This is a genomic window from Nocardioides sp. QY071 (assembly GCF_029961765.1).
In the GTDB taxonomy this organism is placed as follows: domain Bacteria; phylum Actinomycetota; class Actinomycetes; order Propionibacteriales; family Nocardioidaceae; genus Nocardioides.
In genome coordinates, this window is the sequence record NZ_CP124681.1 from 3,471,022 (window position 1) to 3,482,431 (window position 11,410).

Annotated in this window: 12 protein-coding genes; 7 read left to right on the forward strand and 5 right to left on the reverse strand. The window is 74.8% G+C overall.

The genetic code is table 11. From position 1 onward, the window contains the following. The first annotated feature begins 26 nt into the window (after positions 1 to 26). From QI633_RS16765 to QI633_RS16775, 3 genes are read left to right on the forward strand one after another with little or no spacing between them, the layout of a single operon-like run. On the forward strand, positions 27 to 635 hold the full coding sequence (locus QI633_RS16765) for a TetR/AcrR family transcriptional regulator (RefSeq protein WP_282426389.1): 609 nt from the start codon (positions 27 to 29) through the stop codon (positions 633 to 635). Continuing rightward, positions 635 to 1,294, forward strand: coding sequence for a Pr6Pr family membrane protein (locus QI633_RS16770; RefSeq protein WP_282426390.1), 660 nt, complete (start codon positions 635 to 637; stop codon positions 1,292 to 1,294). Before QI633_RS16765 ends, QI633_RS16770 begins: the two co-directional genes overlap by 1 nt. A gap of 4 nt (positions 1,295 to 1,298) precedes the next feature. Beyond that, on the forward strand, positions 1,299 to 1,718 hold the full coding sequence (locus QI633_RS16775; RefSeq protein ID WP_141798161.1) for an oxidoreductase: 420 nt from the start codon (positions 1,299 to 1,301) through the stop codon (positions 1,716 to 1,718). A 16-nt stretch (positions 1,719 to 1,734) separates the two neighbouring features. On the opposite strand, the gene sigJ is transcribed toward QI633_RS16775, so the two are convergent. The 3 genes from sigJ to QI633_RS16790 are packed head-to-tail and all read right to left on the reverse strand — an operon-like array spanning position 1,735 to position 5,555. After that, a complete protein-coding gene (gene sigJ, locus QI633_RS16780) occupies positions 1,735 to 2,625 on the reverse strand; it encodes an RNA polymerase sigma factor SigJ (RefSeq protein WP_282426391.1) in 891 nt (296 codons plus the stop codon). Beyond that, positions 2,618 to 3,358 (reverse strand): NAD(P)H-binding protein, encoded by a 741-nt coding sequence (locus QI633_RS16785; protein WP_141798160.1) that lies wholly within the window; start codon positions 3,356 to 3,358, stop codon positions 2,618 to 2,620. Before QI633_RS16785 ends, sigJ begins: the two co-directional genes overlap by 8 nt. 40 nt (positions 3,359 to 3,398) lie before the next feature. Further along, the gene (locus QI633_RS16790) at positions 3,399 to 5,555 is read right to left on the reverse strand and encodes a DEAD/DEAH box helicase (RefSeq protein WP_282426392.1); all 2,157 of its coding nucleotides are present in this window, start codon (positions 5,553 to 5,555) and stop codon (positions 3,399 to 3,401) included. A 421-nt stretch (positions 5,556 to 5,976) separates the two neighbouring features. Between QI633_RS16790 and QI633_RS16795 the strand changes: the two genes are divergently transcribed. After that, positions 5,977 to 6,534: a hypothetical protein gene (locus QI633_RS16795; RefSeq protein WP_282426393.1), complete on the forward strand. Its 558-nt coding sequence runs from the start codon at positions 5,977 to 5,979 to the stop codon at positions 6,532 to 6,534. On the opposite strand, the gene QI633_RS16800 is transcribed toward QI633_RS16795, so the two are convergent. Further along, positions 6,524 to 7,681, reverse strand: a complete 1,158-nt coding sequence (locus QI633_RS16800) for an acyl-CoA dehydrogenase family protein (RefSeq protein ID WP_141798157.1) — start codon at positions 7,679 to 7,681, stop codon at positions 6,524 to 6,526. The two genes, QI633_RS16795 and QI633_RS16800, sit on opposite strands and share 11 nt — an antisense overlap. A gap of 108 nt (positions 7,682 to 7,789) precedes the next feature. Between QI633_RS16800 and QI633_RS16805 the strand changes: the two genes are divergently transcribed. Then, positions 7,790 to 8,488 (forward strand): helix-turn-helix domain-containing protein, encoded by a 699-nt coding sequence (locus tag QI633_RS16805; RefSeq protein WP_141798156.1) that lies wholly within the window; start codon positions 7,790 to 7,792, stop codon positions 8,486 to 8,488. Positions 8,489 to 8,510: 22 nt separating this feature from the next. Beyond that, the gene (locus QI633_RS16810; protein WP_141798155.1) at positions 8,511 to 9,365 is read left to right on the forward strand and encodes an SDR family oxidoreductase; all 855 of its coding nucleotides are present in this window, start codon (positions 8,511 to 8,513) and stop codon (positions 9,363 to 9,365) included. Here the strand turns inward: QI633_RS16810 and QI633_RS16815 are convergent. Then, positions 9,331 to 10,206, reverse strand: coding sequence for a LysR family transcriptional regulator (locus tag QI633_RS16815; protein WP_282426394.1), 876 nt, complete (start codon positions 10,204 to 10,206; stop codon positions 9,331 to 9,333). The genes QI633_RS16810 and QI633_RS16815 overlap by 35 nt on opposite strands. 24 nt (positions 10,207 to 10,230) lie before the next feature. Here QI633_RS16815 and QI633_RS16820 point away from each other — a divergent pair, with 24 nt between their 5' ends. Continuing rightward, positions 10,231 to 11,358 (forward strand): nuclear transport factor 2 family protein, encoded by a 1,128-nt coding sequence (locus QI633_RS16820; protein ID WP_282426395.1) that lies wholly within the window; start codon positions 10,231 to 10,233, stop codon positions 11,356 to 11,358. Positions 11,359 to 11,410 lie beyond the last annotated feature (52 nt).

The following is an 11,410-nucleotide window of genomic DNA, read 5'->3' on the forward strand; positions in this document are numbered from 1 at the left end:
GCCCGGGGATGCCCTACGGTTGCGCTGTGACGAAGACCTCGCCCGACGCGCAGCGCCCCCGTGAGCTCCGGCCCGCCGGCCGCGCCACGCGCAGCGCGATCGAGGACGCCGCCCGGAGCCTGTTCGCCGAGCGCGGCTTCGACGGCGCGTCGGTGCGCGCGATCGCCGCCGGGGCCGGTGTCGACCCCGCGCTGGTGATCCGGCACTTCGGGTCCAAGGAGGCGCTCTTCCTGCGCACGGTCGACACCTCGCTCGGCATCGGCACCGTCCTCGACGGCCCGCTCGAGACCGTCGGGCGGCGGCTCGTGGCGTACTTCCTCGACCCGCGCCGGCCGGTCATCCGCCAGCGGTACGTCGCCCTGGCCCAGGCGGCCCACCACGACCAGGTGCGCGAGGAGATGATCCGCCACACCGCGGAGACGTACGTCGCCCCGTTGACCCCGCGCCTGTCCGGCCCGAACCCCGAGCTCCGGGTCGCGCTCGCGGTCGCCCAGCTCGGCGGGCTGCTCAACCTGCTCTTCCTCCAGCGCGACCCCATCGTCACCGCCGCGGACCCCGAGGTGGTGATCTCGACGTACGGCGACGCGATCCAGCGACTGCTCACCCCGCCCTCCGCCGAGGAACAGGAGGCCTGATGCGCACCGCCCGCGCCTGGCACATCCTGACCGCGGTGGTCACCGTCGCCGCGCTTGTCCTGCAGCTGGTCCTGGTGGTCCAGGGCGGCCGGGTGCTCGACGAGGTCGAGCCACCGGGCCTCGGACTGCGGCTGGCCCGGCTCATCGCCTACTTCACGATCCAGAGCAACCTCCTGGTCGCCGTCGCCACGACGTTGCTGGCCCGCGACCCGCTCCGCGACGGCGCGGCGTTCCGGGCGGTGCGCCTGGCCTCGACCGTCGGCATCACCGTGACCGGGCTGGTGCACTTCCTCCTGCTCCGCCCGCTGCTCGACCTCGACGGCGCGGACTGGGTGGCCGACAAGATGCTGCACATGCTGGTGCCGGTGCTCGCGGTCGTCGGCTGGTTCGCTTGCGGCCCGCGGCCCCGCACCGACGGGCGCGCGATCGCGATCGCCTTCGGCTGGCCGATCGCCTGGCTCGCGGTGACCCTGGCCGTCGCCGGCGCCACCCGGTGGGTCCCCTACCCGTTCCTCGACTTCCGCGAGGAGGGCTGGGGCTCGGTGGTCGTGGTCTGCCTCGGGATCACCGCCCTGTTCGCGGCGCTCATCGCCGGCTTCCGGTACGCCGACCGGAGGATCGCCGCCTCTCGACAGGCCGACCCGGTCACGGCACCCTGATCGCGTGACCACGCTCTACGAGCAGGCGGGCGGCTTCGACGCCCTCCTCGACCTGTGCAACCGGTGGCACGACCTGTGCCTGGCCGACCCGGTCGCGGCCCACCCGTTCGAGCACGAGCTGCACCCCCAGCACGACGAGCGGCTGGCGGCGTACCTCAGCGAGGCGCTCGGCGGCCCCGCCCTGTACACGGCGGGCTACGGCGACGAGAGCTCGATGCAGCGGCTGCACGCCGGCAACGGCGAGCACGCCGAGCTCGACGAGGTCTGCCTGGAGCTGTTCGACCGGGCGCTGGCCGACGTCGGCATCGACGGGCACGCCGGCCGGCAGATCTCGGCCTACTTCCGGCGCGCGACGCAGGCGATGAGCGCGTACGCCGACAGCCCGGACCAGGTGCCGAACGGGCTGCGGTTCAACCACGCCTGAGCCTGCTGAGCCGCGCTCAGCGGTCGGCGAGCGCCAGCTTGGCCGGCGCCCGCAGCAGGTCGACCCGGGTGGCGCGGCGGCCGACGACCGTGAGCACCAGCAGCGAGGTGAGCACGCCGTCCTCGCGCAGCGCGACGGCCGGGGCGCCGTTGGCCTCGACCAGCTCGACCTCGACGTCGCCGGCGTACTTGGCGACCAGGCCGACCAGGAACCGGGCGACCCGGTCGGCGCCGTGGACCGGCCGGCGGGCCGAGCTGACCACGCCGCCGCCGTCGGAGGTGAGCACGACGTGGGGGTCGAGGGTCTCCAGCAGTGCGGCCAGGTCGCCGCCGGCGGCCGCGGCGAGGAAGCGGCCGAGGACCTCCTCGTGGGTGGTCCGGTCGACCTCGAAGCGGGCCGGCTGGGCGGCGAGGTGGGCGCGGGCCCGGGACGCGAGCTGGCGGACGGCGGCCGGGGTGCGGCCGACGACGTCGGCGACCTCGGGGAAGCCCATCCCGAACACGTCGTGCAGCACCCAGGCGGTCCGCTCGGCGGGCGAGAGCGACTCGAGGACCACGGCCAGCGCATAGCTCACCGTCTCGTCGAGGGTGACCCGGTCGGCGGGATCGGCCTGGACCGCGGCGAGGAACGGCTCGGGGAGCCACGGGCCGACGTAGGACTCGCGGCGGACGCGGGCCGAGCGCAGCACGTCGGTCGCGGCGCGGGCGACCGTCACGGTCAGCCAGCCCGTCAGGTCGCGGACCGGCTCGCGGGCGTCGGCGTCGACCAGCCGGGTCCAGCAGTCGGCGACGACGTCCTCCGCCTCGGCGCGGCTGCCGAGGATGGCATAGGCGACGCGGACCATCCGCGGGCGCAGGGCGTCGTACTCCCCCGCCAGCGCCTGGACCCGCGCGACCGGGTCACACACGCGCGAGCCACTCGTCGAACGTCATGGTGCCCAGCGTGGCACCGGGGCCGGGCAGCAGGCCACCCTGCTCGACCTGGCGGCCGGTGCGGCCCGCCATCGGCACGGGTACGACGATCCGGCGCGACCCCCGCGCCCGGACGACGGCGCGCACCATCCGGCCCAGGTCCTCGGGCCGCGGTCCGCCCAGGTCGGGCAGCAGCCCGGCGGGCTCGCCGAGGGCGGCGGCCACCAGCGCGGCGGCGACCTCGCCGGCCGCGACCGGCTGGGTGCGCATCCGCAATGCCATCGCGAACGGCCGCGGGCTGCGCTCGATCATCTGGCCGGCGAACTCGTGGAACTGGGTGGCACGCAGCACCGACCAGGGCACCGGCCCGGCCGCGACCAGCGCCTCCTGACGGCGCTTGCCGAGGTAGTAGGGCAGGTCGACCCGGTCGCACCCGACGATGGAGAGGGCCACGTGGTGGCGCACTCCCGCCTCCGCCCCCGCGGCGAGCAGGCGACCGGTCGCCGCCTCGAAGAAGGCGACCGAGCGCTTCGCGCTGAGGGTGTCGACGTTGCTCGCGTCGATGACGGCGTCCACGCCGTCGAGGGCCTCCGCCAGCCCCGAGCCGGTGGTCAGGTCGACCCCGGCGGAGCGAGCGATGACGACCGGCGTGGCGCCGGTGCGTCGTACCTCCGCGACCACCATCGCGCCGACCAGTCCCGTTCCGCCTGCTACTGCGATCTGCTTCATGACAGGTGGACGAGACGGGTCGGCGGAGTGTGACACCGGGTCAGGCGGCGTCCCCGCGGGCCTCCAGCGCGGCGGTGAGCAGCGCGACCAGTGCCTCGGTCTGCAGGTCGATGGCACCGCCCTCGACCTCCTCGCCGGCACCGTCGAGGGCGCGGGCGGCGAGCCCGGCCTTCTTGTCGATCAGCTCGGCGATGCGGGTGTCGAGGGTCTGCGTGGCGATCACGCGCCAGGCGGTGACCGGCTCGGCCTGGCCGATCCGGTGGACCCGGTCGATGGCCTGGGTCTGCTCGGCGTCGGTCCAGGAGAGCTCGGCGAGCACCAGGTTGGAGGCGACCTGCAGGTTGAGCCCGACGCCGGCCGCGGTGAGCGAGCAGACCGCGACCTGGACGTCCGGGTCGTTGACGAAGGCGTCGATCTCCTTCTGCCGCGTGGTCGAGGACTGGTCGCCGCGCACCGAGCTGTAGCGGATCCCGCGCTCGGCGAAGGTCTTCTCGGCGGTGTCCATGACGTCGATGTGCTTGGCGAAGAAGACGACCTTGCCGACGTTGCGCGCCAGCTGGGCGGTGTAGTCGGCCGCGAGGCCGGCCTTGGCCTGCCCGATCCGGCGCATCATCGTGAAGACGTTCTCGCCGGTCTTGGTCGAGTTGTCCTCACGCTCCCAGCCGGCGACCTGGCGGACCAGGCGGTGGTCGATCCCCTCGACCTCGGCGCCGGTACGGCGGGTGGCGATCGCGGCGTCGTAGCGCTCCACCATCCGCCGGGCCAGCTCCTGCTCGGCCTTGCGGATGGAGCGCCCGGCCTCGCCCTCGAGCTCGACCGGGATGTCGGCGACGCGGCGGGCCGGGATGTCGGCGGCGACGTCGATCTTGCGGCGCCGGGCGATGCCCTGCTCGATGACGGCGCGGCGCGCGGCCGGGTAGAACGCCGGGTCGGCCGGGGTCAGGCCGGTCTCCTCCAGCGCCTCCATCAGGGGGCCCTGCGGCACGACGTTGTCGATCCAGCCGAGGAACTGCCAGATCGCGCGGAAGTCCTCGATGTCGTTGATCAGCGGGGTGCCGGTCAGTGCCATCATCAGCGGGCGCGCGATCCGGGAGCGGATCCGCGAGGCGATCTCGAGCACGTTCTGCGAGCGCTGCGAGGTCTTGTTCTTGATGTAGTGCGCCTCGTCGACGATCATGCCGCGGAACCCGTGGGTGCCGAGCCAGCCGACGTGGCGGTCGAGGATCTCGTAGTTGACGACGAACACGTCGGCGAAGCCGTCGGCGTCGTCACCGTCGCCGTGGAGCACGGTGGCGCGGCGGTTGGGCGTCCAGATCTCGACCTCGCGCGCCCAGTTGGTCTTGACCACGTTGGGGACCACGGCCAGCAACGGGAAGGCGCCCGCCGCCTCGGCGGCGAGCAGCGCCTGGGCGGTCTTGCCGAGCCCCGGCTCGTCGGCGAGCAGGTAGGTGCGGTGGCCCTCGGCGGCCGAGGCGATCAGCTGGGCCTGGTGCTCCATCAGCTCGCGCCCGACCGGCGCGTGCCGGCCGGTGAGCGCGGTGAGCTGGTCGGCGTCGGGAAGCGGCATGCAGGCCGGCGCGTCCGGCGCGGCCCGCTCGAAGGAGCGGAACAGCGGCTCGAGCAGTTCCCAGCCGGCCAGCCGCCGCGGCGGGACCTTGACCCGGGCGTGCGCGAAGTCGGGTGCGAGGAAGGGGTGCGAGAGCTGGTAGGCCTGCACCGACAGCGGAGTGACCCGCTTCTCGGCGAGCGCCGCCAGCTCCGGGTCGACGGTGACCGGCGTCGGCTCGGGCTCCGGCTCGTCCACGCCGGCCTTGCGCAGCAGCTCGCGACGCATCGCCTTGGCCGACTCCGAGATCTCGGCGTTCTCGTCGAGCAGCGTGAACAGCGTGCTGTCGCGCGCCGCGGTCTGGGCCAGGATCGTGGCGATCCCGTCGAGCCGCTTGAGCTCCTCGCCGCGGCGGCTGTCGGACAGCTCCGTGTCGTTCTTGACCCGGGCCCGCTCCTCGCGCGCCAGCAGCGCCACGACCTGGAACTTCGCGCGCACCTCCGGCATCGCCGAGCGCCGCGCGACCGCTGCCTCGACCTCGCGCACCGCGCGGGCGAGCTGCGGGATGATGCCCTCTTCGTTGCGACGCGTGCGCGCCGACTGCGAGCCACGACGCTGCTGCGTCGCCCCCCGCTGGCCTCCTCGAGCCACAGGCTTCCTTCCAAGCGGCCGCCGACACACGGCGACCCCGGTTCATCAGCTGGTTCGACCGGCGGCTCGCGCTGCTGCGGGAGGGCACCGATCGGCGTACGTCACCGGTTCTCGTCGCGAGGACGGCGTCCGGTGGTGGGCTCAGAGTACCCCACCACCGTTTCACCTGTGGTCGGCATCACCGCGTGCGTGGCGGCGGGCCGCCGCGCCCCATGCGTTCTGGTCGCCGATCGAGCCGGATGACGACCAGAACGAATGGGGTGCGGTTCAGACCAGGGCGAGCCCACTAACGCGTTAGTCAAGACTGACGTGTTAGCGGCACTCACAGCGTCCTGCCAGCACGGCCGCAGTCCGGGCCCAGCCTCGCCGCGGAAGGTCGAGGCAGGCCCGCACCGACGCGGGCGAGACGAGAGGAGCACCGATGAGCAAGTACCGCATGCGTGCCGCCGCCCTGCTGGCAGCCGGCGCCGTCGCCGGCGGCGCGAGCGCCACCGCCCTGGCCGCGAACGCCGACGACACGACGAGCACGCCGAGCGCCACCGCCGACCAGGGCCGCCCCGGTCCCGGCGGACCCGGCGGTCGCGGCGGCCCTGGCCCCGGCCTCGACCCCGCCGCCCTGGCGAAGGCCTTGGGCGTGAGCGAGAACGACCTGACCGACGCCCTCGACGCCGTACGCGACCAGCTGAGGCCCGACGCCGCCGCCGAGCCCGCCGAGGGAGAGTCCCCCACGCCCCCGACCGACGCCGAGCGCGCCGAGCGCGAGGCCGCGCTGGCGAAGGCGCTGGCCGGGGAGCTCGGCCTCGACCAGGCGAAGGTGACCGCGGCGCTCGACGAGGTCCGTGCCGCGCACGAGGCCGAGCGTCGCCAGGACCTCTCCGACCGGCTCGACGAGGCGGTGACGGACGGTGACCTGACGGCGGACGACAAGGCCTCGGTGCTCAAGGCGTACGACGCCGGGGTGCTCGGCCTCACTCGGTGATCGGCACCGGCTCGCCGAGTGCGTCGGCGCCGAGGTGCACGAGGGTCTGCTCCGGCGTGAACGGGTGGAACTTCACGGCCCGGATGTCGCGGTAGCACCGCTCGACCACCGAGCCGCGGAAGTACGCCGGCCCGCCGGCGACCTCCATCGCGAGGTCGCAGACCTCGATGCCGGCCCGGGCGACCTCCGCCTTGGCGGTCATCACCGCCAGGACACTCGCCCGGGACGGCGTCGGATCGTCACCGACCAGCGCGAGCGCGCCGTCGAGCGCCCAGACCGCCACCTGGATCCGCGCGCGCATCACGCCGACCTGCCGCTGGATCGCCACGTCTCCGCAGCGACGGCCGGCGGCGGCCACCGCGGCGTCGTACGCCGCCTCGGCGACACCGAGGTAGGCCCCGCAGATGATCGGGAACGCGATGCTCGAGATGACCTGCAGCGGCGGGTCGACCACGCCCCACGGGCGGTTGGCGAGCACCTTGTCGTCGGGGACGAAGACGTCGACCAGGTCGATGTCATTGCTGGCGGTGCCGCGCATCCCCAGCGTGTCCCAGTTGTCGGCGACGGCGACCCCCTCGGCCGCGACCGGCACGGCCAGGTTGAGGACGCGGCGGCCCAGGTCGGGGTCGTCGTAGCAGGCCATCGTCGAAATGACCGTGCCATGGCGGGACTGGCTGGCGAAGCGCTTGCGGCCGGTGACCCGGTAGCCGCCGTCCACCCGGACCGCCACACCCTGCGGCTGGGTGTAGTCGCCACCGCCGGTCGAGACGAGGAGGACCTGCTCCTCGGCGACCCGGCGCAAGGTGGCCTCGGCCCCGGGCAGGCCGCGGCGGTAGCGCCACGCGGTGAACGCGACGACGTGCTGGTGCATGGCGCTGGCGAGGGCGGTCGCCCCGCAGTGGTGCCCCAGCTCGCGCTGCAGGGCGACGAGCTCGCGGACGGTGGCGCCGTCGCCACCGAGCTCGACGGGGACGGCCGCGCGCAGCAGGCCCGCGGCCCGCAGCTCGTCGTACGCCTCGGACACGAAGCTGGCCTCCGCGTCGTGGCGGGCGGCGTGGGCGGCGATGCGGGGGCCGATCGCGGCGGCCCGTTCGGCAGGGGTGGGACGGGTGGCGGACTCGGTGGTCGGCTGGAGTGTGCTGGTCATGCAACCAATGTCGGACCGGTCCGGGCGGGGCCTCCAGTCCATGAATGCGACCCGGCTGGTCCAGGTTCTGGACTACCCCGGCGGGTCGCGCGGGAGGACCATGGAGGGATGCCCGACTACGGCAACTACTGCCCCGTCTCCATGGCCGCCGAGGTGGTCGCGGACCGCTGGACGCCGCTCATCATCCGCGAGCTGGTGCTCGGGAACACCCGCTTCAACGACATCGCCCGCGCACTGCCGGGCATCTCGCGCTCGCTGCTCGTGCAGCGCCTGCGCCACCTCGAGCGCCGCGGGGTGCTCGAGACCTGGCCGGCGCCGACGGGTCGCGGCAGCGAGTACCACCTGACACCGGCCGGGCGCGACCTCGAGCGGGTGATCGACAGCCTCGGGCGCTGGGCGATCGAGTGGCTCTTCGAGGAGCTGCGCCCCCACGACGTCGCGCCGACGACCCTGATGTGGTGGATGCACCGGCGCGTCGACCTCCAGCGGCTGCCACCGGGCCGCACGGTCGTGGAGTTCCGGCACACCGCGCCGGAGGCCGTGACCATCTGGCTGGTCATGGAGCGCACCGAGGTGTCGGTCTGCCTGCAGCACCCCGGCTTCGCCGTCGACGTCGAGGTCACCGCGACCACGCCGGCCCTGTCCGACGTCTTCCAGGGCTACTGCTCGTGGGGCGAGGCCGTCGAGGCCGGCCGGGTCCAGGTCGCCGGTCTCCCCCGGCTCGTCGAGGCGCTGCCGCGCTGGTTCCTGTGGAGCCCGTGGGCCGCGGTGACCCGGGAACGGGCGGATCGCGCGCTGACCAACTAGAACCTGTTCTAGAGTCTGCGGCGTGGGTACCTACGCAGTCACCGGCTCGGCCTCCGGCATGGGCGCCGCCGTCCTCGCCCGGCTCGTCGCCGAGGGTCACACCGTCATCGGCGTCGACCTCCGGGAGGGGGACGTCGTGGCGGACCTCGCCACCGCGGACGGGCGTCGTACGGCGGCCGCCGCCGTCCTCGAGCGAGCCGGCGGCGTCCTCGACGGCGCGGTGCTGGCCGCGGGCCTGGGCCCGGCACCGGGCCGGGACCGCGCCCGGCTGATCGCGGAGGTCAACTACCTCGGGGTCGTCGAGCTGCTCGACGCCTGGCGCCCGGCGCTGGCCGCCGCCGAGCGGGCCAAGGTGGTCGTCTTCTCCAGCAACTCCACGACGACCGTGCCGATGGTTCCGCGCCGTGCGGTCCGCGCCCTGCTGGCGCGCGACGTGCCGAAGGCGCTCGGCACGCTGCGCAGGTTCGGGCGGATGGCGCCGACCTTCGCGTACGGCGCCAGCAAGATCGCCGTCAGCCAGTGGGTGCGCCGCGAGGCGGTCACCCCCGCATGGGCCGGCGCCGGCATCCGGCTCAACGCGATCGCGCCCGGCGCGATCCTCACCCCGCTGCTCGAGCAGCAGCTCGCGACGCCGGCCGAGGCGAAGCGGATCAAGGCCTTCCCGGTCCCGATCGGCGGCTTCGGCGACCCCGGGCAGCTGGCCGCGTGGGTGGTCTTCATGCTCTCCGACGCGGCGGACTTCCTGTGCGGCAGCGTGGTCTTCGTGGACGGCGGGTCGGACGCCTGGTTCCGCGCCGGCGACTGGCCGCGCGCGGTGCCGGCCGTCCGGCTGCGCGGCTACCTCAGGCGGATGAAGGAGTTCCGAGCGCAGCGCTGAGCCCGGCGACCAGCGCCGCCACGGGCGCCGCAGGCTCCGGTCCGGCCGGCAGGGTGGCGATGATCGCCCGCCGTGGCGCGTCCGGTACGGCGAGCGCCACCACGTCGCGCCGCAGGGCAGGCACCAGCAGCCCGGGGACCAGTGCGACCGCGTGCCCGGCCGCGACCAGCGCCACCTTGCCCGCCAGGTCGGCGGCCGCGAGCTCGATCCGCGGCGCGAACCCGGCGGCCGCGCCGGCGGCGCGCAGCAGCGCGGCGGAGCCCTCGTTGTCCTCGGCCCAGGCCTCCGCGGCGAAGTCCGCGAGTCCCGCAGCGCCGGCCGCTGCCGGATGCCCCTCCGCGACGACCACCCGCATCACGTCCTCGCCGAGCCGCTGGCGCACGAGCCGGGCGTCGGCGGCGAGGCCGGGCGGGGCGTCGGTGACCACGGCGAGGTCGAGCACGCCGGTGGCGACGAGGTCCTCGAGCTCGGCGGTGAGGCCGGTGGTCAGGGTCCAGGCCGCGTCGAGCCCGCGCAGCGCGGCCGGCACCAGCCCGGCGGCGGCCGACGGGGTCGCACCGACGGCCACGACGCCCCGGCCGGATGCGGCCTCCCTCGTCGCGTGCACGGCCCGGTCCGCCGCAGCGAGGACGCCGCGGGCGTGCTGGGCGAAGGCGGTGCCGGCGGCCGTGGGCACCACCCCGCGCGCTCGGCGTTCGAGCAGGGCGACCCCGACCTCCCGCTCCAGCGTGGCGACCTGTCGGGAGATCGCGGACTGGGTGTACCCGAGCTCGGCCGCGGCCGCCGAGAGCGAGCCGAGGCGGTGCACGGCGAGGAAGGTGCGCCAGGCGGTGAGGGTCATCCCGCCAACCTATGCGATCAGCGCATGTCTGGCCTGCTGGAGTTGCGCTGGTCGCAGAGCCCTGCGACGGCCAGCATGGACGCCATGCACGTCACCGTCCTCGGGCTCGGCCACCTCGGAGCCGCCATCGCCGCCCGCCTCGCCGACCGCAACCACCACGTCACCACCTGGACCCGCTCCGGCGGCGGCACCGCCGCGACCGCGCCGGACGCCGTACGCGACGCCGAGGTCGTGCTGCTCTGCCTCTACGACGCCGCCGCCTGCCGCGCCGTGCTCGACACCGTGCGCACCCGCCTGCCCGTCGAGGCGGTCGTCGTGAACACCGCGACCGTCGGCCCGGACGAGGCGGTCGAGCTGGCCGCGCTCGCACCGCGGATCCTGCACGCGCCGGTCCTCGGCTCGACCGGGGCGGTCGCTGCCGGCACCCTCACCTTCCTTGCCGGAGGCGCGCCCGGCCCGGCCGCCGCGGTCCTCGCCGACCTCGGCACCGTCGTCGACTGCGGCACGCCGGCCACCGCTGCTGCCGCCAAGCTCGTCGCCAACGGCGTGCTCGCCGACGCGCTGCTCACTGTGCGCGCGGCCCGCACCCGCGCCGCCGCGCTCGACCTGCCCCCTCACCTCGCGCTGGACGTCCTCGAGCGGACCGCACTCGGCGGCCTGGTCCGGGCCAAGCGCGACCGGCTGGAGGCGCCCGACGCCACCCCCGCCGACTTCGCGGCCAGCGCCCTCGCCAAGGACGTCGCGCTGCTCGCCGGCGCGCTCGCCCCCGGCAGCGACATCGCCGGACTCCTCACCCCGGCCCACGCCGACCCGGCGGTCCTCGCGCCGCTGCGCGACTACGCGGCGGGCCATGCGACCGGCGATGCGTCGTACCACCGGCGGGCGTTCCTGCCGACCGCCCACGTCGAGGGACTGCGCGAGGGGCGCTTCACGTCGTGGACGTTGGAGGAGTACTGCGCGCTGTTCACCGGCTCCCCCGCGCCCGACGAGCCGACGCGGCGGCGCCGGGTCGACCGCGTCGACGTCACCGGCAGTACCGGCACCGCGACGATGACGCTGCACCACGGGCCGGACGTCTTCACCGACTCCTTCGCACTGCTGCGCGTCGACGGCGCCTGGCGGATCGCGAACAAGACCTACCACCGGGCGTGACCGGAGCCACGTGAAACGAGTTGCGCAACTAGTTGCATAGCCTCGCCGTCTG